The organism is Enteractinococcus helveticum (assembly GCF_020742345.1).
GTDB lineage: Bacteria > Actinomycetota > Actinomycetes > Actinomycetales > Micrococcaceae > Yaniella > Yaniella helvetica_A.
Window position 1 is genome coordinate 50,974 of sequence record NZ_DYXC01000029.1, and the last position, 22,665, is coordinate 73,638.

At 55.7% G+C, this 22,665-nt stretch carries 21 protein-coding genes; 12 read left to right on the forward strand and 9 right to left on the reverse strand.

All coding sequences use genetic code 11. The features are described from left to right. Positions 1-38 precede the first annotated feature (38 nt). Positions 39-1,232, reverse strand: coding sequence for a MarP family serine protease (locus K8V32_RS02265; RefSeq protein WP_303902226.1), 1,194 nt, complete (start codon positions 1,230-1,232; stop codon positions 39-41). 303 nt (positions 1,233-1,535) lie between these two features. On the opposite strand from K8V32_RS02265, the gene K8V32_RS02270 reads away from it, so the two are divergent. After that, entirely contained in the window at positions 1,536-2,213 is a 678-nt protein-coding gene (locus K8V32_RS02270; protein WP_141863756.1) for a Crp/Fnr family transcriptional regulator, read from the forward strand. A gap of 89 nt (positions 2,214-2,302) precedes the next feature. Here K8V32_RS02270 and K8V32_RS02275 read toward each other — a convergent pair whose 3' ends face one another. Both K8V32_RS02275 and sp36 read right to left on the reverse strand, forming a co-directional pair. After that, on the reverse strand, positions 2,303-2,767 hold the full coding sequence (locus tag K8V32_RS02275) for a RidA family protein (protein ID WP_303902234.1): 465 nt from the start codon (positions 2,765-2,767) through the stop codon (positions 2,303-2,305). A gap of 11 nt (positions 2,768-2,778) precedes the next feature. After that, positions 2,779-2,946, reverse strand: coding sequence for a Sp36 family protein (sp36, locus tag K8V32_RS02280; RefSeq protein WP_162840621.1), 168 nt, complete (start codon positions 2,944-2,946; stop codon positions 2,779-2,781). A 70-nt stretch (positions 2,947-3,016) separates the two neighbouring features. Here sp36 and K8V32_RS02285 point away from each other — a divergent pair, with 70 nt between their 5' ends. Both K8V32_RS02285 and K8V32_RS02290 read left to right on the forward strand, forming a co-directional pair. Beyond that, entirely contained in the window at positions 3,017-5,296 is a 2,280-nt protein-coding gene (locus tag K8V32_RS02285) for a transglycosylase domain-containing protein (protein WP_303902236.1), read from the forward strand. Continuing rightward, a complete protein-coding gene (locus K8V32_RS02290; RefSeq protein ID WP_303902239.1) occupies positions 5,296-6,255 on the forward strand; it encodes a metallophosphoesterase in 960 nt (319 codons plus the stop codon). The genes K8V32_RS02285 and K8V32_RS02290 overlap by 1 nt, the downstream gene beginning before the upstream one ends. On the opposite strand, the gene K8V32_RS02295 is transcribed toward K8V32_RS02290, so the two are convergent. Together K8V32_RS02295 and purD are read right to left on the reverse strand one after the other, a co-directional pair. Then, the gene (locus K8V32_RS02295) at positions 6,249-7,148 is read right to left on the reverse strand and encodes a phosphoribosylaminoimidazolesuccinocarboxamide synthase (protein WP_303902242.1); all 900 of its coding nucleotides are present in this window, start codon (positions 7,146-7,148) and stop codon (positions 6,249-6,251) included. The genes K8V32_RS02290 and K8V32_RS02295 overlap by 7 nt on opposite strands. 3 nt (positions 7,149-7,151) lie before the next feature. Then, positions 7,152-8,435 carry a phosphoribosylamine--glycine ligase gene (gene purD / locus K8V32_RS02300; RefSeq protein ID WP_303902245.1) on the reverse strand — a complete coding sequence of 428 codons (1,284 nt, stop codon included), beginning with the start codon at positions 8,433-8,435 and terminating at the stop codon, positions 7,152-7,154. 79 nt (positions 8,436-8,514) lie between these two features. Here purD and K8V32_RS02305 point away from each other — a divergent pair, with 79 nt between their 5' ends. The 7 genes from K8V32_RS02305 to K8V32_RS02335 all read left to right on the forward strand — a co-directional run bounded on the left by K8V32_RS02305 (position 8,515) and on the right by K8V32_RS02335 (position 15,699). Then, positions 8,515-8,757, forward strand: coding sequence for a hypothetical protein (locus K8V32_RS02305; RefSeq protein ID WP_303902248.1), 243 nt, complete (start codon positions 8,515-8,517; stop codon positions 8,755-8,757). A gap of 35 nt (positions 8,758-8,792) precedes the next feature. After that, positions 8,793-9,815: an asparaginase gene (locus tag K8V32_RS02310; protein ID WP_303902251.1), complete on the forward strand. Its 1,023-nt coding sequence runs from the start codon at positions 8,793-8,795 to the stop codon at positions 9,813-9,815. A gap of 35 nt (positions 9,816-9,850) precedes the next feature. Further along, entirely contained in the window at positions 9,851-10,219 is a 369-nt protein-coding gene (locus tag K8V32_RS02315; protein WP_524536673.1) for a sterol carrier family protein, read from the forward strand. Between the two features lie 84 nt (positions 10,220-10,303). Further along, entirely contained in the window at positions 10,304-10,783 is a 480-nt protein-coding gene (locus K8V32_RS02320; RefSeq protein WP_303902258.1) for a hypothetical protein, read from the forward strand. Positions 10,784-10,786: 3 nt separating this feature from the next. After that, positions 10,787-12,208 carry an amidophosphoribosyltransferase gene (gene purF, locus K8V32_RS02325; RefSeq protein ID WP_303902261.1) on the forward strand — a complete coding sequence of 474 codons (1,422 nt, stop codon included), beginning with the start codon at positions 10,787-10,789 and terminating at the stop codon, positions 12,206-12,208. Between the two features lies 1 nt (position 12,209). Beyond that, positions 12,210-13,349 (forward strand): phosphoribosylformylglycinamidine cyclo-ligase, encoded by a 1,140-nt coding sequence (gene purM / locus K8V32_RS02330; RefSeq protein WP_303902263.1) that lies wholly within the window; start codon positions 12,210-12,212, stop codon positions 13,347-13,349. A 220-nt stretch (positions 13,350-13,569) separates the two neighbouring features. Then, positions 13,570-15,699: an HNH endonuclease signature motif containing protein gene (locus K8V32_RS02335; RefSeq protein ID WP_303902266.1), complete on the forward strand. Its 2,130-nt coding sequence runs from the start codon at positions 13,570-13,572 to the stop codon at positions 15,697-15,699. Between the two features lie 41 nt (positions 15,700-15,740). Here the strand turns inward: K8V32_RS02335 and K8V32_RS02340 are convergent, their stop codons facing one another. Together K8V32_RS02340 and K8V32_RS02345 are read right to left on the reverse strand one after the other, a co-directional pair. Next, positions 15,741-16,748 (reverse strand): Sir2 family NAD-dependent protein deacetylase, encoded by a 1,008-nt coding sequence (locus K8V32_RS02340; RefSeq protein ID WP_303902269.1) that lies wholly within the window; start codon positions 16,746-16,748, stop codon positions 15,741-15,743. 54 nt (positions 16,749-16,802) lie between these two features. After that, complete coding sequence (locus tag K8V32_RS02345; protein WP_303902273.1) at positions 16,803-17,003, reverse strand: DUF3073 domain-containing protein; 201 nt, start codon at positions 17,001-17,003, stop codon at positions 16,803-16,805. A 268-nt stretch (positions 17,004-17,271) separates the two neighbouring features. Here K8V32_RS02345 and K8V32_RS02350 point away from each other — a divergent pair, with 268 nt between their 5' ends. Continuing rightward, entirely contained in the window at positions 17,272-18,021 is a 750-nt protein-coding gene (locus K8V32_RS02350; protein ID WP_303902275.1) for a hypothetical protein, read from the forward strand. A 113-nt stretch (positions 18,022-18,134) separates the two neighbouring features. Here K8V32_RS02350 and clpB read toward each other — a convergent pair whose 3' ends face one another. Both clpB and K8V32_RS02360 read right to left on the reverse strand, forming a co-directional pair. Next, positions 18,135-20,750, reverse strand: coding sequence for an ATP-dependent chaperone ClpB (gene clpB, locus K8V32_RS02355; RefSeq protein WP_303902278.1), 2,616 nt, complete (start codon positions 20,748-20,750; stop codon positions 18,135-18,137). Positions 20,751-21,002: 252 nt separating this feature from the next. After that, the gene (locus K8V32_RS02360) at positions 21,003-21,791 is read right to left on the reverse strand and encodes a hypothetical protein (protein ID WP_303902281.1); all 789 of its coding nucleotides are present in this window, start codon (positions 21,789-21,791) and stop codon (positions 21,003-21,005) included. Positions 21,792-21,895: 104 nt separating this feature from the next. On the opposite strand from K8V32_RS02360, the gene K8V32_RS02365 reads away from it, so the two are divergent. Continuing rightward, a partial coding sequence (locus tag K8V32_RS02365) for a YihY/virulence factor BrkB family protein (RefSeq protein WP_303902284.1) occupies positions 21,896-22,665 on the forward strand: 770 nt, incomplete at its 3' end.

Consider the following 22,665-nt stretch of genomic DNA (forward strand, 5'->3'; position numbering starts at 1 on the left):
CTTGACTTGGGAGTTGAGCTGTTCCTGCTAGCGCCTGCTTATTCTAAGCAGTGTCCGGTGGACACTGGCTGCGATAACTGAGGGGCTTGATTGATCAGGTCGGCAATTTCTTCATGCGACATCGCATAGCCAATATCGGCCTCAGAGGCGCGTGCAAATATCACACCAGCGACGGTGCCATCTTCTGCGACCAATGCACCGCCAGAATTGCCCTGACGTACCTCAGCAGCTAGCTGGTATACGTCGCGCAGCTGGGCATTTTCATCGTAAATATTCACTATGGTTGCCGGTCCATGAGCCTGGATTTCAGCGCCAAGGATTTGATGTGGACCACCGGATGGGAATCCTAAAACAAACGCCGCGTCACCCGGCTCAAGAGGGTCACCAAATTCGACAACTGGTAGTTGTGCACCAGGTAGGGCAATGATCGCGACGTCGATGTCCGGGTCGAATGCTACGACCTGACCGGTATATAATTGCCCGTCGAAGGATTCGACCTGTGGTGCTTCGACCCCTGCAACCACGTGAGCATTTGTCACTATTCGATTGCCGGTCACTGCGAAGCCGGACCCGGTTTGGCTTTGACCGCATTCATAGGCGCTTCCGGTGATTCGTACCGATGATTCGCTGGTTTCGTGCACCTCACTGGTGGGCTCAATCTCAGTTTTTTCAACCTCTGGATCCGCGTTGTCTGCCAAATCCAGTTCGGGAAGTTCTGAAGAATCCAAGATAGCTGCTCGAACTTCAGCGACCCAGATGCGCGCGCTTTCTGGGGTTAATGTCGTCGTGAAGGCGACGATCCGTGAATTCTTGAGCACGCTGGTGATTCCGGGGACCCCAACGCTGGAGATCGAAAACGCGACCAGCGAAATAACGAGTCCCGCAACAGCCGTATTAGCGAGGGCGCCCAAGAACTTATCGATGGCACGCATCGCCGGATGACTGACGTGCAAGCGCAACCTGCGCCCAATCTTGCGCCCGATCATCATACCGAGCCAAATTAATACCGCGGTCACCGCTACCATGGCAATAATTCTTATGACGCCTGCGGGCACCAGTTGAACAATTAGCGGCATCAAAAATAAGCCACCTAATACCCCAACGACTGCGCCGGCTACGGTGCCCATCGAGATCCAAAATCCTCGACGAAAACCGATCAGAATAACAATGACGAGCACAACGACTAATGCCCAATCAAGCAAGGAAAACGCTATGACCACCCACCGTCCCATCAGCTGTCATCATTGGTGGCTACAGTGTTTTAAGCCTAGCCGGTTTCTGCCATCTTATGCCCGGGTGATCGAACGCGTCGTCATACGGATGATTTTTCGTCTATCGTAGAAGAAGATTTCGCTGCTGGTTGTGACGATTTCCACATCTCTTTCTACATTAGATAGAATTAGCTGGAAGCCCATGTCGAATCGCACTAATATTTGTGTGCCCGATCCGGCATTCATCGGCACTTCACCAACAGTGACCAAGTTCCGACAAGTTAGAGTTCGGCCCATAAGGCCAGTAAGGAAATCTTTACCACCATGGATCTAGACGTATTGCGCAACGCACCCCTCTTTACACACCTTGATGACGAGGTGTTCAGCGCGCTGACCGCGGAGCTGACTGAAGTTGAGCTGTCCCGAGGTGCCTCAGTTTTCCATGAAGGCGATGACGGCGATCAGCTCTACGTTATTCTGTCAGGCAAAATTAAACTCGGTCGTACTGCCCCCGACGGTCGCGAAAACTTGCTGGCCATTCTTGGCCCAGGCGAAGTCTTCGGCGAAATGGCACTGTTCAACCCAGCCCCACGTTCGGCTTCAGCAACCGCGGTTTCTGCAACCAGCCTTGCTGGTCTACGCCATGAAAACCTGCGAAAAGTCATCTACTCTTCGCCTGAAGTTTCCATGCAGCTGCTGGGTGCTTTGGCCCGTCGCCTGTCTCGTACCAACGAGTCCTTGGCTGACCTGGTTTTCTCAGATGTTCCCGGACGCGTTGCCAAAGCTCTGCTCGATCTGGCTGATCGCTTCGGCCGTCCAACCGCTGATGGCCTGTTGGTCGCTCACGACCTGACCCAGGAAGAACTGGCTCAGCTGGTTGGTGCATCTCGTGAAACCGTCAACAAGGCTTTGGCTGAATTCGTCCAGCGTGATTGGTTGCGTCTCGAGAACCGCGCCGTGATTATTCTTGATCTGCAGCGCCTCCGCCAGCGCGCACGCTAAGCGCATATAGCGTGTTAAACCACTGCCGGGCTGAAGAAATATTTCTTCAGCCCGGCAGTGGTTTAACTCAGTGAATCGATCTCAAGATCCTAATCTTGGACTTTGACAATCATTTCTACTTCCACTGGAGCGTTCATCGGTAGCATAGCTACGCCAACGGCCGAACGTGCGTGCTGACCGTTCTCCTGGAAAATATCAGCCAGGAATTCGGAGGCACCGTTGATCACGACGTGCTGCTGGGCGAAATCGGATGCTGAGGATACAAAACCAACGAGCTTGGTGATCTGGGTGATCTTATCCAAGTCTCCGATTTCAGCTTTGATGGCGGCAAGTGCATTCAAGACACAAGTGCGCGCGTAATCAGCGGCGTCTTCAACGCTGACGTCCTGGCCGACTTTGCCTAGACCTGCAAGCTTGCCATCGACCAACGGCAACTGACCAGAAGTATAAATGTTGTCACCATCACGCATGGTGGGCACGTAGGCTGCTAGTGGTTTGCCGACGGCCGGCAGGGTGTATCCGGCTTCTTCAAGACGCTGTTCGATAGCGGACATGTGGCTCCTTCTTATTCTGATTTGGGTCGTTTGAGATAGGCAACGGGCGCATTACCGTCCGGACCTGGGATAACTGTAACAAGCTCCCAGCCGTCGTCACCCCACTGATCGAGAATTTGTTTGGTGGCATGAATCAGCAAAGGAATCGTGGCGTATTCCCACTTTTGTTTATCACTCATGCGTTAACCGTATCTTGAGCTAAGAGCCTTGGAACAGATATGAGCATGTGCTTCGTAGTAGACTGCCCACATGGCCAAAACGACGTCGTCAGGATCTAGTGTGCTCAAAAGCAATCCCGTGCTGTCAAAGCTGCTCGCCTTTTTTGGTATTTCCGCGTTGTTGGGAGCTTTGGGAGCTGGCATGTTGTTACCCGCTGGCATGCTCGCCGGCGCGGCATCTCAAGTCGGTACCGAAATGCTAGATCAGCTACCCGCTGAGCTCAATGAAGAGCCACTGTCCATACCGTCGGTCATCCTCGATCAGGACGGTAACGAGATCGCGACTTTCTACGCTGAAGACCGCACCCCGGTTGATCTCGAAGACATCTCGCAGCACATGATCGATGCGATCATTGCCATCGAAGACGAGCGCTTCTACGAGCACTCCGGTGTTGATGGTCAAGGACTTGCACGCGCCGTCGTCCATAACGTGACCTCTGATACCCAGCAGGGTGCTTCGACACTGACCCAGCAGTATGTCAACAACGTGCTGGTCAACTATCAGAACCTTAACGGCTTGCGTACGACCGTATCAGGGACCAAACAGATTCCGGATAAGATTCGCGAAATGAAACTTGCGGTGGCCGTCGAAAAAGATATGTCCAAGGATGAAATCCTGGAAGGCTATCTCAACATCGTGCTCTTTTCCGGCCGGACCTACGGTGTGGAAGCTGCGTCCCGATTATTCTTCAATAAATCCGCAGCCGATCTGAACATCCCAGAATCTGCACTCTTAGCTGGCCTGGTTCAATCGCCAAACGCTCTGGATCCGAGAAAAAATCCAGAAGGTGCGACCCACCGACGCAACCTCGTGTTGGGCAACATGCTTAATCAAGGCAAGATTACTGAGGAAGAATATGACGAGGCCGTAGCCTCTGAACTGGTACTTGATGAAACCCCATTGCCGTCGGGCTGTTACTACGCCAAGGATGGTTTCGAATACTTCTGTGACTACATCCAGCGGTCAATCTTGGCTGATCCTGCTTTCGGCCCGGATCGTGAATCCCGTCAGCGTATGCTGGATCGTTCCGGTCTAGAGATCACCACGACATTAGATTCGGAGCTGCAAGAAGCCGCTGTAGAAACCGCACGCCGCAATGTTCCTGCTGGGGAGAACGAAGGCATCGGCTCGTCCATCGTGACGGTCCAGCAAAATACCGGCAATATCAAAGCGATGGCCCAGAACACCGAGTACGAGGTCGGCGATGAGCAGGGCAACGGTCAAACCTCACTGAACTTTAACGTTGACAAAGACTGGGGTGGCGGTCAAGGCTTCCAGCTGGGTTCAACCCTGAAGCCGTTCGTTGCAATGGCCTGGATCGGCTCCGGAAAATCAATGCGCGACCAAGTCGATGCTTCCCGGAATAACTATGACGGCGCCCGTTTCCCCGCCTACTGCCTGCCCGGCGGGCATGCACGCATCGGTAGCGACGGCTGGCGGCCAAAGAACGCTATCGCCGATATGCACAAACCAATGCGCATGGACTACGGCTTGTACTGGTCCATTAACACAGCAACAATTGCTGCGGCCTATAACACCGACCTATGTGCCATTACCGATATCACCGACGCGGCAGGTATTACCGATGCGGAGAACAACGAAGGTCTAGATCCTTCCAACCCCTCGTTCGTACTTGGTGCCTACAACGTTTCCCCACTCACCATGGCGTCTGCGTACTCGACTTTGGGTTCCGGCGGCACCTACTGTGAACCTCGCGCAATTGAATCGATCGTTGACGCCGATGGCAACGAATACACTGTTCCGCCAATCCAGTGCTCCCCCGGGTCGCTGAACCCGGAGAACATCAAAGAGCTTAACAACACGTTGACGGCCATCGCAAGTGAGCGTATTTCGCAAGGACGGCTCAACTTCCCGATCGCAGGTAAGACCGGTACCAACAACTTTGAGTCGTCAACCTGGTTCATTGGATACACTTCAGAACTTGCAACGGCTTCATGGGTTGGTAACTACCTGGGCAACGGCCCGGATTACACCCTGCGAGGCAAAACCATCGGTGGTCGCTATTTCCAGGACGCCTGGGGCTCGCTGATTGCCGGTCCTATGTGGGTTGATTTCATGGAGGTTGCCGGGCCGAAGTACGGTACCGATGCTTTCCCGAAGTTTGACGGTCCAACCGGTAATCCGCGAGTCTACAGCCGTGGTTCATCCGGCAGTTCAAATTCGGGCTCAAATTCGAATTCAGGATCGGATCAAGATTCGGATTCCGGAGCGAATTCGGGGTCGGACTCATCGAATGAATCCGATAACAATGATTCGGGTGACAATGACTCATCAGGAAATGACGACTAGTGTCTAAGTCACCTTGGTGGCCGCGTCGGATACTATCCGGCGCGGCCAAACTTTTCACACTGGGTACCGTCACGGCGGTCTCTGCCACAGTATTTGGTGTGGTTTCAGCACGTCAGTTTGGCATTCGTTATGAAACAGTGCCCTTACTGTCAGAAGGTCAGGCCCCGCTACGCATCTTACATATAGGTGATATGCACCTGGTTGCTGGGGATCGGACCAAGATCAATTTTGTTCGCAGCCTGGCGGCAACACAACCTGACCTTGTGGTCAATATCGGAGATAATCCGGGCGGGGTGGATGCCATAGATGATGTGCTACATGCCCTTGAACCACTATTTGAATTTCCAGGAGTATTTGTTCCGGGGTCCAACGACTTCTTTGGTCCCCGCAACGCCAACCCACTACGCTATCTCCGTGCGCCTTCTACGACCACGCATCTTGACGAGCTCCGTAATGCTGTTGATACGCGTAAATTATTTGACGGCATCACAGCACGGGGCACCTGGCATCGGGTTGACAACCGCTCCTTGACCCTACAAGTCAGTAACGGGGTTGACATTCACCTAGCAGGTACACACGATGCGCATATGCAAGCCGATGATTGGCCAGGATTTCCAAACGCACAAGACACGAACCCGATACTGAAGATCGCGGTGACCCACGCCCCCTACCGACGAGTACTCGATGCCGCGGTGGCCGACGGCGCCGACCTCGTGTTAGCGGGCCATACACACGGCGGGCAAGTGGCCCTGCCCTCCTATGGCGCGATAGTGTCGAACTGTGATTTGCCCCCCGGTCTGGCGTCAGGCAGTTTTCCCTGGCGCAGCGCCGGACGCACTGGGCTGATCCATGTCACCGCCGGGATTGGGGCCTCTCCCACAGTGCCTTTGCGCACGTTCTGTCCGCCGGAAGCCGTCGTCATAGATCTCGTCCCGGCCGATCAAACAACCGCTTACTGAAATGCCCGACCGGTCAACCGGCGGTAAGCCTCACGGTAGCGCTCAGCGGTCTTTTCAACGACGTCGGCAGGTAATTCTGGTGGGGCAGTATCGGTGTTGCGGTCCCAGCCGGAAGTTTCCGAAGCTAGCCAATCACGTACGAACTGTTTATCAAAGGATTCCTGAGATGTGCCTGGCGCATAAGCCTGGGCATCCCAAAAACGTGAGGAATCCGGGGTCAGCACCTCATCACCCAGGGTGATCACACCATTTTCATCAGTACCGTATTCGACTTTCGTGTCGGCCAGAATAATTCCGGCCTCACGCGCAATGCGCTCCGCAGTGGTATACAGTTGTAAGGTCTTCTCCCGAATGTCGGCGGCAGCAGTCTCACCAATGCGTGAGATCATCTGTGCAAAGCTGATGTTCTCATCGTGCTCCCCGACTTCAGCTTTCGCCGACGGAGTGAAGATTGCAGGATCCAATTTTGACCCATCAACGAGTCCCCCGGGTAACGGGATCCCGGTAACTTCACCGGTCTTGCGATACTCCGCGAGCCCGGAGCCGGTCAGATACCCCCGCGCAATAGCCTCGATCGGGAACATGTTAAGTCGTTTGACCACCATCGCACGTCCCGCAACTTCGGCCGGCACATCGGTTGAGACGACGTGGTTTGGCACATTGATTTCGTCAACCAAACGGTCAAACCACCACAGCGACAGTTGCGTCAAGATCTTGCCCTTGTCCGGAATGCCGGGGTTCAAGATGTGGTCAAAGGCCGAGATCCGATCCGTGGCGACAACTAACAGCGTCTGGGATGCTCCTGGCTGGGTGTCATCAGGTTCATAGAGGTTACGAACCTTACCGGAGTAGATGTGACGCCAACCGGGCAGGGACGTTGCGATATCAGTCATGGTTTAGGCTCCTGGGATCGTGATCTCGCCGTTAATAGCTTTGGCCGCAATATCCGTGCGGTACTGACCGTTTGGAATCGAAATCTTTTCTACGGCCGCATAAGCGGTGTCGCGCGCTTGAACGAGGTCATCACCGGTGGCCACCACGGTTAATAACCGACCACCGGATGCGGTAAATTCCCCGGTATCTCCCGTGGTGGTTCCAGCGTGCAGCACACTGACATCTTCATGTTTGGCAGCATCAGCGACCCCGGTAATCTGAGCGCCAGTTTTCGGAGCACCCGGATAGCCCTCCGAAGCCATGACAACCCCAACAGCCGCGTTGTCGTGGAACTGAATACTTGGAAACGAGGTGGCCAGTTTGCCATCAGCAGCGGCTTTGAGCAGTTGGCCCAACGGGGTTTTTAACCGTGCCAGCACCGGTTGCGTTTCGGGGTCTCCGAACCGGGAATTGAACTCAATAACCTGGATACCCTTCTTGGTAACGGCCAATCCACAGTACAAGACACCGGTAAATGGCGTGCCCCGTTTGGCCATCTCAGCCAGGACCGGCCGGGCAACCTGTTCCATGACGTCTTCGGTGAAGTTTTCGGGTAACCATTCCAGCGGGGTGTATGCACCCATGCCACCGGTGTTGGGGCCTTCGTCGTCGTTATAAATGCGCTTAAAGTCTTGTGCGGGTGACATAGCCACACCGTCTTTACCATCGGCAATAACAAATACCGAAACCTCTGGGCCTTCAAGGAATTCTTCGACCAGTACCGGGTCTCCCCCGGCAAAAATAGCCTGGCCGTGAGCGATCGCCTCGTTGCGATCCTGGGTCACGATCACACCTTTACCAGCGGCCAGTCCGTCGTCCTTGACAACATAGGGTGCCCCCATTTCATCCAGTGCGGCTTCCAGCTGTTCCAGGTTGGTTGCCGTATGTGCCTGACCGGTGGGTACCCCGGCGGCGTGCATAATCTCTTTGGCAAAGGCCTTAGAAGATTCCAAGCGTGCTGCCTGGTGGGTTGGACCAAATACGGCGAAGCCTGCCGCCTGCAACGCATTGGTAACACCTGCAGCCAGCAGTGCTTCAGGACCAATCACGATGAGATCCGGTTGCAGTTCCTGGCAGAGTTCAACCACCAACTGGGGAGAGGAAACATCAATCGGGTAGACGGGAACTTCCTTGGCAATGCCGGCATTGCCTGGTGCACAGCGCACCTCGGAAACCAATGGATCGGCGCGTAAGGCTTGCACAATTGCGTGTTCGCGGCCACCTGGGCCCAAGACTAAAGTTTTCACGTTCCTAAGCGTAGTCGTTTCCGGCCGATGGTTGGGCGGTATGTCTGAAATATGTGGAGATCCGACTAGACTCGTAGCCATGTCCTTTCGTCGCCGTCATCTGCCCTACGGCCAGGGCCCATTGTTCCCGCGCTGGCTGCAAATCATCTACGTCTGGCTGATGATCATGCTGTCGTGTTCCTGGGTGTCCTGGCTTGGGTTTCGCACGTTTGTGGATGCCACCCGCGGCGATATTGGCTATGCGCTGGCCGCACTGGGCATTGGCGCGGTTGCTTCAACAATCGTGACCTGGGCCGTCTACCGCAAAAAGTCCAATACCTAAATGTGCAACCACTGAGCATCTAGAAGGAGACCAAGGTGTCTGAACCGATTCGGGCCAGCGACGTCGAACAGCTGGCCATTGCAACCCGGAATGGCTTTGTGGAAAACCGTTTCTTTGGATCAGCCGTTGTGGTAAATTCCGACGGCGTAATTCTTGCCTCGGTTGGTGATCCTGCAGCAGCAGTGTATCCTCGTTCGGCGCTGAAACCTTTCCAGGCGATCGCTTCACTGCGTTGCGGGGCACAACTGGCACATGAACAGCTCGCCTTGGCGTGCGGTTCACACATCGGTTCCACGCACCATCAAGATATCGCCGCCTCCATGTTAGCCGGTGCGGGGCTCAGCGCCGATAATCTTGCCTGCCCTGCGGCGTATCCGTCGTCGGCGTCCCAGGTTGCAAAGGCTGCCCTGCAGGTCGCGCCGCTGCCGCTGGAGCGCTCTCGATTGGCGCATAACTGTTCGGGCAAACACGCCGGGTTCTTAGCAGCAACGGTTGCTGCAGGTGTCGATCCCACCAGCTATCTGCATCCCGATTCGCCCATCCAGACCGAGGTCATCACCGTCTTAGAGCAGTACTGCCAGACCAGCATTACACACGTGGGGGTGGATGGCTGCGGGGCACCCACCCCGGTTATGGCCCTGAGCTCACTAGCCCGCGGGTTTAGTGAACTCGGCCGTGCCCTGACTGATCGTTCAGCAGAACTGCCGGCCGCAATGGTTGCGCGCGCCATGTTGGATTACCCGCACGTCGTCCAGGGGAACAACCGACCCGATACGGTCATATTGGATTCCCTGGAGTTGCTCGTCAAAACTGGTGCCGATGGAATTGTTGCACTCGCCGCTCCCGATGGCACCGCCGTGGCGGTGTCCATGATTGACTCCACGGATCGAGCAATGCACCTGGTTGCACTGGTACTGCTGGCCAATTTCGCACCGCATATGCTCAGCTTGCAAGCCATGAGCGACGTCGTCGAGCGTATTGTGCCGCCCGTCTACGGCGGCGGGCAGGTGGTGGGCGGCATCAAGGTAGCCCCGGCGGTCTTGCGGTTGCTGAGCTAAGCTAACGGCGTGAGTAATTTTGAAAGGACGACGTGATGATGGCGCGGCGGAAAATTGATGTGGCTGACGGCGTTGCCGCGGTGCGCACCTGGGCTGCGGATCCGGCCGCTGCACCACGATCGATTCGTGCCCTGGCGGTGCGGTATTCCTTGGAAGCGCTGGCCGATTTGGCCCCGGGCCGGTCGGTTGAGGTGCGGGTACCACCCTTTGGGGTCACCCAGATTCTCAAGGGCACTGTGCACACGCGTGGCACTCCACCGGCGGTTGTGGAAACTTCTGCTGATACCTGGTTGGCGTTGGTCACCGGGCAGTTGGCTTGGGCGGATGCGGTGGCCGCCGGCGACGTCGTCGCCTCGGGGCAGCGCACGGATTTGACTGCGCTCTTACCGCTGGTCAAAATCTAGGCTGCCGGTCACGATTTCTGTAGCGTTCACACCCTGTGGACACGTATGACGACGAGGCTTCGAACCCGCTAGACTAAAAGCACTATGGCTGACAGCAGACTTCATGATCAACCTGAAACGGCCGGTGCCGCAGGTGAGGACTCCACTACCGATACACCCGAACAAATGGTGTACCGTCGTGCCCCGAAAATCACCCCATTTTTGGTAACCGGCGGATTTTTCGGGGTGGTTATTGCCTTCTTCTGGGTTGCAATTCAAGGCACGTCCGAGGGGTATACACAGTCCCAGACCCTGGGTTTTTTGGCTGCGCTATTGGGTGTTGTCGGGGTAACTGTTGGCGCACTCGTGTGGCTCATGTTGGATCGCCGATCCAAACGCCACATGGAAACCGTCTACGCTCGACTCACCACAGACCCCCAGGCCGCTGACGTTGCCCTCACTAAAGTTGACTATCGTGAATGGTCACAGTTACAACGACGTCAACGTGTGAATGAAGAACGTCGAGCCCAGCAGCTCGAAGCAAAAGCCGCAGCAAAAGCCCACAAACGAAATAAACGGAAATAGTTCATGGTTGAAAACCTCACCGACGATTCACCCAAAGATGCTTGCGGCGTATTCGGCGTCTGGGCCCCGGGTGAAGAAGTCTCCAAACTTGCCTATTACGGATTGTTCTCACTACAGCATCGCGGTCAGGAATCGGCAGGTATCGCAACCTCCACCGGTGAGCGCATCGCCGTCTATAAAGACGTCGGCCTGGTCTCACAGGTCTTTGACGAAGCAACCTTGTCGTCACTGACCGGTCATATCGCTATTGGGCACTGCCGCTACGGATCCCATGCCGCCGACGACTGGCTATTTGCCCAACCAACTCTTGGGGCCACCTCCGATGACGGAACGGTAGCACTGGGCTTCAATGGCGCGCTGACCAACCGCGAAGAGGTCAAGGCCCTGATCACTGAGCGTTACGGCGAGGTGGACTCGGGTGAACTCGCCCAGGGAAACACTTCAGACACCGCGCTGATCACCACGTTATTGCGCGGACAGAATGGTGACTCACTGGAAGACACTGCCGCCGAAGTCTTTAGCAAACTGCAAGGCGCATTTTCCGTCGTCATGATGTCAGAAAACACCCTGTATGCGGTGCGCGACCGTCATGGATTCCGTCCACTGGTTCTGGGTCGACTCACCAGTGGTTGGGTGATCGCCTCGGAACAGTCTGCACTTGCTACCACCGGCGCGACCTTCATTCGTGAGGTAGCCCCCGGCGAGATCTTGGCCATTGACGCCGATGGGGTCCGCTCAACCCGATTTGCGGCCTCGGAATTGGCCCGCTGCATTTTTGAATACGTGTATATTGCCCGTCCAGATGCGGCTATCAATGGTCGCAGCGTGTACGAATCCCGGTTAGAAATGGGCCGCCAGCTGGCCCGCGAAAACACAGCGGAAGCCGACGTCGTCATTCCCGTCCCCGACTCTGGAACACCCGCAGCAATTGGCTACGCTGAAGAATCCGGCATTCCGCTGGGCCACGGGTTCGTCAAGAACTCCTATGTGGGTCGGACATTTATTAAACCGTCTCAGACACTGCGCCAATTGGGCATCCGGTTGAAACTCAATGTGCAACCGTCCGTGGTTGCCGGCAAATCGGTGATCGTCGTCGATGACTCCATTGTGCGCGGCAACACGCAGCGCCAAGTGGTCGCAATGTTGCGCTCGGCCGGAGCCCGCGAAGTGCACGTGAAAATTTCGTCGCCACCGGTGAAATGGCCGTGTTTCTATGGCATTGACTTCGCCACGCGCGCCGAATTAATTGCCACGGGTGCCGGGATTGAGGAAATCCGTGCGCACATCGCAGCCGATTCGCTGGCTTATATTTCACTCGAGGGCACCATTGCTGCCACCCAACAGGACGAAGACACCTTGTGTACCGCCTGTTTCTCGGGTAACTACCCCACCGAAGTCCCCACGCTGACCACAGACAGGAAATAATGTGACTGAACAGAACACCCCCGAGCCGATCACCTATGCGACCGCCGGGGTCGATGTTGCAGCCGGTGACGACGCCGTTGAGCTGATGAAATCAGCGGTCACCGCTACCCACTCCTCGCGTGTACTGGGCGGATTTGGTGGTTTTGCCGGCATGTGGGATGCCACCGCGTTGACCAGTTACCGCCAGCCAGTGTTGACCACCTCAACTGACGGTGTTGGCACCAAAGTTGCGATCGCCCAGGCCATGGACATTCATGACACCATCGGTCAAGACCTGGTGGGCATGGTGGTCGACGATATCGTTGTCGTCGGCGCAAAACCGTTGTTTATGACCGATTACATCGCTACCGGCAAGGTCGTACCCGAGCGCATCGCCAACATTGTGCGTGGTATCGCCCACGGCTGTAAGCTCGCTGATACTGCACTGATCGGTGGCGAAACCGCAGAACACCCGGGCCTGTTAGCCGCCGATGAATACGATGTGGCAGGTGCGGTCACCGGTGTGGTCGAGGGCGGCGAGATACTGGGGCCAGAGCGCGTGCGCGAAGGCGACGTCGTCATTGCCATGGCTTCTTCCGGTGTGCACTCGAACGGGTATTCACTATTGCGCTCAATTGTGGCGGCTAAGGGCTGGAGCTGGGATCAGCACATTGACGAATTCGGCCGCAGCCTGGGTGAAGAACTCCTCGAACCGACCCGCATTTACGCAAAAACCTGCCTCGATCTAATCAAACAGCTCAACGCCGACGGGCAGTTCGCACTCCGTGGATTCTCGCACATCACCGGCGGTGGCCTGGCAGCCAACCTTGCCCGGGTCCTACCTCAAGGAACGATGGCTACGATTGACCGGTCTACCTGGTCACTGCCTGCGGTATTCTCTGTGATGGCCCAAGCTGGTCAGGTGCCACTGGCTGACCTCGAGCGCACACTCAACCTTGGCGTGGGAATGGTCGCGGTCGTGTCACCAAAATCCGCAGAATCTGCGCTGACTTGGCTGAACAACAACGGTATGACCTCATGGCAGATGGGCGTTGTTGACAAGCTCACCGACGACGCCTCTGCCGCCGGAGATGACTTCATTCAGGGGGCCAAGGGTGTCGACGGCGGTGGAGTGCTACTCCACGGTAGCTACGCCCAATAGTCTCTAAACATTTCATAGCATTCACCTTTAGACGCCGCACAGCTTTTCCGTGCGGCGTCTTTGTTTCTCCGTGAACCTATGCCTGAGTAGCTGCGCCCGAGCGTCAATATCCACATATCTTGCTCAAGGTCGCAGATATCCACAATTGTGCACACCGTGCCACCTTTCAACGACACGACAAGCCATAGTGGGAGTTACCCAGTTGAAGGCAGGTGAGACAATGGTAGAAGGTACATCCGCTCCTGCGGACGATACTCAGGATGAATCAAATCCAGGTAACGCGGCTCAAGCAACCACGAGCCTGAACCTGTTAGCCGACTCGATCTTCGCCAATGGTCTCGGCCTCGATCCAGACGGACTGGTCACACCTGACGACGACTATGATGCCGTGGCGGATTTACTGCCTGTCCATCAGCGTATGTCGCCGGTTATGATTGCGGCTCATGAGGCAGTTGATCAACAAGTAGGCGCAATCGTCGCCACATTCGATCTGGCCAAGTTACAGGCTATGAGAACTCAGCTCGCCTTACGTGAGAAACAGCTATTAGTCTCAAGACCCCGCGATGAATTATTTGCCCCGATCGATCCGAAAACTTTTCGTGCTGAAAAAACTGACCAGCTACCAGACCGAGCTAACGATGCTTCCATTTCAGAACATCGGTTGACGATTCTTGAGTATGCCCGGATCCGTGAGGAACATACCAATCTCGACGACGTCGTCTCCACCAGAACGACGGCAGATTTAGTTCAAGTGCTTCGCTCGGATAGTCAGCTTGAAGTCCCCGGCAGTCGTAAAGGTAAAACCCCGCTGGCATCGGCTGTTTCATATGCTGCCGCGGCACTACGCGTCACCGGGGCTACGGTTGACCGCCGAGTGTCTGCCGCGGCCTCAATGTGGCCAGACATGAATTATCGCAGGACAAAACTCAAAGCCCCCAGACTCGCTGCACACCTTGAACGAGGCCAAATACCCTTTGCTACAGCAACGGCAGCGCACCAGAGACTGTCCGAAATGCGTCAAGCTGTCCGACGTGCCGGTGGGGACGAACAGACTGCCGATGAGCTCGTTCGGCACAAGGAGAAAGAATTTCTTCGTCATGCACATCAAAACAACCCTCATACCTTTGCTCGATTGGCGAAACAACACAGCGAGGCTGTAACCAATGAACTGATTGGACCACGGCAGACTCTCACTGAAGAACAGGTCAAACACGAAAAGGGCATCTTTTATAAGCAGTCCATCGGCGATCGCCTTCATGAGCTCAGTGTGGTCCTCGATGACGCAGAGTTATTGCATTTCAAAGCCATCAGAGAGTTTGGCACAAAGCTGGACTCAGCCACAGCAACTCTGCGAGCTCAAGCGCACCAAGCAGCTCAAGCTCCGGGTGACCAGCCGCAAAGCGAAATGGCCTCCTCCCCAGAGGATGTTGCTGATGATGTTCCGAATAACCCGCGGATTATTGCTGAAGACATTGATCTGGGAATTGCCAAACTCTTTGATGGGCAAACACGAGCTGAGCGATGGCTCAATACCTTGATGGACTTTGTTTCAGCTGGGCTAATTTTACACAAAACCTATGATCCACACGCCAGTCCCGAGGAGCAACAGCGACGTGAGCAAGCTTTGCATAAAGCTGCGGAACATTCTGAAGTCATCGCTGAGATCCTGGCGTTTGACCAGAACGAGAATGAACCACAGGCTCGTGAGCCAGCGAGATCATCGAACCGGGTTGATCCCGTTGAAAAGCTGGTTCCACCTGGTTACCAGCTGCTGCGTCCAAATCTCGATCTCATCGTGGAAATTCCGCTACGCGATCTCACCGGAAAACCACCACAGCGACCGTCCGAAGAGGCGGCTGACGAAAATACTCATTCAGAACTCGTCAAGCTCAAAGACCTCTTCAGGCAACAAGATCGAGGAATCGGCTCACCAGTGGGATCGCCTGGAAACGTCAAGATTGATATCGGGCTGGCACGGCAACAGGCCTGTTCTCAACGGATCATTCCCATGGTCCTTGGCACAGCGTCACAACCCCTTGATGTCGGACACGCACAACGTAGCTTCTCAACAGGCATGCGTAGGGCACTTCATGTTCGAGACCGTGGCTGCGTCGTTCCCGGATGTCGAAGACCTGCAGAATGGTGTCATCCACACCATATAGAAGAATGGGCCAAAGGCGGACCAACTGCGGTCGCTAATGGTGCGCTATTGTGCCGACATCACCATGCCGCGGTGCATAAGCAACTTTTGATCATCCATATGGAAGACGATGGACTGCCATCTTGTAGTTTGCCCAAAAACTTGGACCCCACGCAGCGACGCTATCGCAATTTCTACTGGCGATGTTAGAACGGGTACGTTGTAACGAAGACGCGACTCATGCGCACTGACTATACGGAAATTTCGTGGTCCAACCACTCTAAGGCTTGCTTTACGCCACTTCTCCACCGGAAAGTCGCATACTCTTCCCCGCGGGTAGGGCCAAGATTGATAATACCAATCGGCTTGCGCGCACGATCAGCTTCCAGCAGGATTCGATATCCACTCATGACCGCTAGCGAGGAACCAATGACGATCAGGGCACCGGAACGGTCCAACAGAGCCTGAATGGCCTCTTTTCGTTGCTTAGGTACAATCTCTCCGAAGTACACCACGGTGGGCTTGAGTTTATTCGATCCACAATTCAGACACTGGACCATCTGAAATCGTTCTACCCACTCCTGCGGTATGCGTGCGTCACCGTCGGGGTTGACCAATTCTTCAGTTAGTTTCCACTGATCGGCAACTCCGGCATTAGCATTGCGTAGACGGACGCCGAAATCTTCGCGATTTTCTTTGCTTCCGCAAACGAGACATTCAATCTCGTTCATCGAACCATGGAGTGCGATGATAGGGCCGGATTCACTGCCGCGTGTGGCCTGTTGATCTGCAACGCGTTGACTCTGTTGATGGAGTCCATCAACGTTTTGCGTGACGATTCCGGCGATTTGCCCCCTGGTATTCCACCTGGCGATGATGCTATGCCCGGTATGTGGGCTAGCAGCATTCATATGTTGCCACCCCACAAAAGACCTTGCCCAGTAGCGATGACGTGCCGCTTCGTCGTGGAGGAACTCCTGATAAGTCATGGGACGAGAATGACGCAGTGAGCCTTCCGGCCCTCGATAATCCGGAATCCCAGAGTCTGTAGACATACCGGCCCCGGTAAGTATCAAAGGTTTCAGTCCCAGTAGCTGACTGATTCCAGTAGATGCGACCTGTACGTTCTGGTAGGGCGCTGTGTTTTCGATAACACGCCGAACCGACCGTATCGCAGCCTGATGGGTGGCGTAAGCCGGATGATCTTCAGGCAACGTTGAGGCAGCAGAATAGATCGGCCGGTCAGATGAACCTGTCATCTCACCGGGCCGATCTTTCAAGAGTCAAGAAAACACCTAAGAGAAAAGATCCTACTAATACGGTGAATCTTCGTCGTATTCGTCGTCGTAGGCGTTATATTTTTCCGCGTATTCGGCGTACTCGTTGTTCTCTTCCCTATCGGGTTTCTTGCCGGATAGCTCTCGCTCGAGTGCTGCCAGGTCGGTAGCTGGCGAGAAGTACTTCATGTCCCGTGCCTGCCGGGTAGCCTTTGCCTTTTGACGGCCGCGCCCCATGAGCGTGACCCCCTTCGCGGTCTCTGTCCTCAAAAGCGACAACATAAGGCTCATGTTGTCGCTGAGGTCTCTTTTTCGTAATGGTTCGTGCTTACCAGGTTAACATGTTTGAGTAGAGTTCGCCCCTCTGGCGCTAAAATATGTCTGGTATAACCGGGGCTTTCGCTCTAAGATCAGCTTATAACCAGCAGTTTCTCCCCACACTCGCCCATGGCGAAGCGGCCCTGAGGATACAGAACACTGCTGTCAGAAAGGATGATGGAACGGCATGACCCCAGCCGACTACCAGCAAAACTCGGATCCCGAGTCTCCGCTGTCAGCTGAAGACCCATCTATGCCATCGCGGCGTGAGATTCGTCGACGTCGTGAACGACGTTCACGACGCAACTCATGGATAATCTTTTTCACCGTGTTGATCGTAGTCCTGGGGATCGTCACGTTCTTTGTTTATAGTTTTAGTTCCTCAGATAACGACAATGGAGCCGAAGCTCCCACTGAAACGACCACACGAAATCCGTCGCCTGGTATTGATGGCATCATTGCCGCAAACGTTGCTCCCGAAAATTTCTTACCCGGCGATTGCCTGGCCAATTACACGGACGCCAGCCACCCGGCTGATATCGTGGAGTGTTCAACTCCACACAATGCACAACTCATTGGACGGCGTCTGTACTCAAGCGATATGACCTACCCAGGCGAAGACGAACTACGAGAGTCTTCAGAGGCCTTCTGTGCGGACATCCCGCTATTAGAAAACACTCAGGCGACCTATTCGATTAATACCTCTCGCCCATCGGACTACACCTGGGAAACCGAAGCCGACCGTCGTGTCGACTGCATCGTCTCTACCAGTGACGAGAGCACTTTTTCTGAGTCGCTGGTAGAAGAAGCTGTCGTTGATGATCAGCGTTCCGAGGAAGAGCAGGCTGAGAATCCTATACAGACCGCAGAGGACGCTGCGGACAATCCCGAAGCAGAGGGTTCCCCGACAGCTACAGCTGATGCTGAAGATTCTTAGGCTCCGGCTGCGCTGATCAGCCCTGGTTCAAGCATGCGAACAGGCCGGTTGTTCAACCGTGGAGTTGGACAACCGGCCTGTTTATGTAGACCGTCAGATTCCAGGGGTCTCGCCTAGCCGAGCGATCCTTGGCTGGTGGCGGCCGCGACCGGTTCTGTTGTCAATACGACGCCTTCACCATCGGCATCAACCGTCACTGTGTCGCCGTCATTAACCTTGCCAGCTAAGATCTCTCGAGCGAGGTTGTCGCCGATTTCTCGCTGAATCAACCGACGCAATGGACGTGCGCCGTAGGCCGGATCGTGTCCGACTCGCGCCAGCCACTCGGCGGCTGCTGGCGTGACCTCAAGACTGATACGACGCTCGGCCAGTCGATCAGCCAGCTGCGCAATCTGCAGGTCGACAATCTTCACCAGATCACTGATGGTCAACGGATCGAAGTGGATCATGTCGTCAAGCCGGTTCAGGAACTCGGGTTTGAATGCTGCGCGAACGGCTGCATCAACCCGGGCATGTTTCTCGGCTGGTTCAAGTCCGGCGTCCACCAGGAATTCTGATCCCAGGTTAGAGGTCAGAATCAAGATGGTGTTGCGGAAGTCCACCGTCCGACCCTGACCGTCGGTCAACCTACCGTCGTCGAGAACCTGCAGGAGGATGTCAAAGACTTCGGGATGTGCCTTTTCGACTTCATCCAACAAGATGACTGAATATGGACGACGGCGTACAGCTTCAGTCAGCTGGCCACCTTCGTCATAGCCGACGTATCCTGGAGGCGCACCCACGAGTCGCGACACTGCATGTTTCTCGGAGTACTCCGACATATCAATGCGAACCATAGCCCGGTCGTCGTCGAACAGAAATTCTGCCAAGGACTTGGCCAGCTCGGTTTTACCCACGCCCGTAGGACCCAAGAATAGGAAGGAACCGATGGGCCGATTTGGATCCGAAATCCCGGCTCGCGATCGACGGACCGCGTCAGCCACTGATGCTACGGCTGCCTGTTGACCGATCAGGCGTCTACCAATCTCGGTTTCCATGTTGAGCAGTTTTTCCTGCTCGCTGGACAACATGCGGCCGGCAGGAATACCGGTCCAGGCTTCGATAACTTCAGCGATGTCGTGCGCGGTGACTTGTTCTGAGACCATCGGGCTCTCACTGGTGACAGTGGAATCCTCAGCTTCCGCGGCGACGAGATCCTTTTCGACTTGAGGTATCTCCCCGTACAGGATCCGTGATGCTTCCGCTAGGTCACCCTCGCGCTGTGCTTTTTCGGCTGTCGAGCGCAGCTCATCCAGCTGGACGCGCAGGTCACCGGCCCTGTTCAGTGAGGCTTTTTCGGATTCCCATTGGGCAGTCAGTCCGGCCAGTTCCTCTTTGGTGTCGGCAAGTTCTGCGCGTAAGGCAGCCAAACGCTCTACAGATGCCGGATCGGTTTCACCCTCTAGCGCGAGTTCTTCCATGGTCAACCGGTCTGCAGCGCGGCGCAACTGATCAATGGCTTCCGGCGCAGAGTCGATTTCCATGCGCAACCGCGAGGCTGCCTCATCCATGAGGTCTATGGCCTTATCTGGGAGCTGGCGTCCGGAAATATACCGATTTGATAGGTTGGCCGCAGCCACCAGCGCGGCGTCGGCAATTGCCACCTTGTGATGGGCCTCGTAACGCTCCTTGAGGCCGCGCAGAATCGCAATGGTGTCGTCAACCGAGGGCTCACCAACAAAGACCTGTTGGAACCGACGCTCCAACGCGGGATCCTTTTCAATGTTTTCCCGATATTCGTCCAGGGTAGTGGCACCAATCATCCGCAGCTGACCGCGTGCCAACATTGGCTTGAGCATATTCCCTGCGTCCATGGCCCCCTCAGAGGCTCCGGCGCCCACCACGGTGTGCAGCTCGTCAATAAAGGTCACGACTTCTCCGCCGGCTGCGGCAATTTCCTCCAGGACAGCTTTGAGTCGTTCCTCGAATTCGCCACGGTATTTCGCGCCGGCGACCATGGCACCCAGATCCAGCGAGATCAGGCGTTTGCCCCGCAACGATTCTGGCACGTCTCCGGCAACAATACGCTGGGCCAGTCCTTCAGCGACGGCGGTCTTACCCACGCCAGGTTCACCGATAAGCACCGGATTATTTTTGGTACGACGAGAAAGCACTTGGATGACGCGCCGAATTTCGGCGTCGCGGCCAATCACCGGGTCAAGCTTGCCCGATGCGGCAATCTCGGTCAGATCCGTACCGTACTGCTCCAGAGCTTGGAAGGTGCCTTCCGGATCCTGGGAAGTGACTTTTGCATCACCCCGAATGGTCTGCATGGCCGATTTGAGCGCTTCTACGCTGGCGCCAGCATCCCGCAGGGCCGAACCTGTGTCGCCGGCATCTGCAGCAAGACCTAATAACAGGTGCTCAGTTGAAACATATTGGTCTTGATTCTGTTTGGCCTGTGTTTGGGCGGCCGAAATGACGCTGAGTCCCGCACGCGACAACTGGGCTTCTGCAACCGTGGACCCGGCCACTTTCGGCAGTGCTGCAATCTGACTCGACGCGCTCGTGGAGACGACGTCCGGGTCAACATCAGCGGCTTTGAGTACCGCGACCGCAACCGATCCGCGCTGGTCCATCAGGGCCTTGAGGATATGAGCAGGTTCGATCTGCGGATTACTTGCCGTTGAGGCGTTCATAGCCGCAGCCGAAAGCGCCTCCTGGGATTTCGTGGTGAATTGAGTATTCATGCAAACTCCTTGCCCCCGGCACATGACCGGGACTAAAATCTAAACTTGAGTCTACTTAACTCAACCTTAATTGGGCGCACAATATTCCGGAAGATCTGAGAAAGATTTCACCACTAGCGAAGAACTTAATCAGTGTTCAATCAGTGCTCAAGCAGTGCTGCAGTCTAATGGCTTGAGTTTCTTCGAGATGCTGTGCCCCAGCTCACCAACATGGCCCGACTAGCACACGGGTGCACTCAAAGGTCGAAGGTTTTACTCTGCAGTTGTTTCGGCAGTTGCCGACGGCGTTGCTGCACTGTCGACCCGGTCGCGGAAGGTTTCTTGGAGTTTCTCCGCCTGAGCGCCGAACATGTCTTGGGCCTGCTCTAGCGTGACCTGCTCAGCGGTCATGTACATGTGGAATCGACCATTGACCGAAGAGCCACCCACTGCCAAGGATTCAACATCTTGACCGTCGGAAATCTCCAAGTGCAAGGCATCCAGACCCGGGATTTTTGTGAAGGTGGCTTCGGCGCCTTCGACTTCCGATGAGGTCAGCGTCTCGCAGGCATTCGGGATCTCACGGTAAATCGCCATCGGCTCGGTCAGCTCGGTGGTTTCAAAGATCATGGTTTCTACTGCTGCACCTCGCGTGGTGTCAGCGGCTGCCCCTTCGGAGCGATCAGGTACTTCACGGATAAATTTCGCCGAGATACCGCCAACTGCTGGAGCGGAAAACGAATTGAGCTCTTCCAGCAGGCTCGCACAGCGGCCGGTCGGTTCAAATTCACTCAACGTCAGATACATCGTGACAGGATCGTCAACGAACCCTTCGATCGGTGGATCTTCGGAGACCCCCACCAGTTGGGTGTCAGTCACCAGAGCGGCGGCAAATTGTTCGAGGTCGACTTCGGTAGCCGGAGGTGACGTTGCCGTGGCGTTATCATCGGTTGGCGCAGCGTCGGGCTGCTCGCCGTCGTCGGAGGCACATCCAGCCAGCCCGAGGCCACCCACAGCAGCCAGTGCCGCTAACCGAAGAACCCTGCGTTTCACAAACATCACGCCCTCTACGATACAGGCTTGACCAGTGTCGGCTGCAACCCACACGCACCCGGCGGCGCGTCTACTACCGACAGGCCAGCAGCTCTCGCGCTAAGCTCGAGGGTATGTCTCACCCCGCGGCCGACTCTGACGATTCACAACCCACGCCGGCTATTCCCACGACGCAGGATGCCGCACAGCGCCCGCATGATCAGGCCTCGGCAGCGTCGAGTCCCAAGGCAGCTGAGCGCATCGTTTCGACCGCCCTGACGCGTCTAACACCCACCCGCCCGCTGCGGACCTATCACAAACCCCGACCCACCTTGTGGTTTGTCGTGCGACGCACCTGGGCAAGGGCAATCTCAATGCAGGTATGGGACGTCGCAGCGACCATGACCTTTTACCTGTTCTTATCGATATTGCCGGGTCTCATCGCGATTGCATCGATCGTCTCGGTGGTCAACTTTACTGAAGAAACCATCTGGACGGTGGCTGGTCTGGTCAATGACCTCTTCCCTGCGATGGATGCCGCCATCGTAGCCGACACGCTCTTGACGCTCATCAACACGCCGGGAGGGGTCACAGCCCTGACACTTGGGCTGATCGGGTCGTTATATTCGGCCTCCAACGTGGTCGCCGCATTTCATCGGGCAATGAACCGCATTTACGACACCCGCGAAGGTCGACCCTTTATCTACTTCCGCTTCATCGTGTTTCTTGAAACCGTGGTGTTGATCGTCGCATCGCTGGCGCTCTTGGTGCTCATCATTCTCGGGGGTGATCTGTCCCGTCGTCTTGGTGAACTTTTGGGGTTAACCCAAGAAAGTGTTGCCGCTTGGAATATTTTGAAATGGCCACTGATCCTCGTGGTGTTGATTGTTCTGGTATCCCAGGC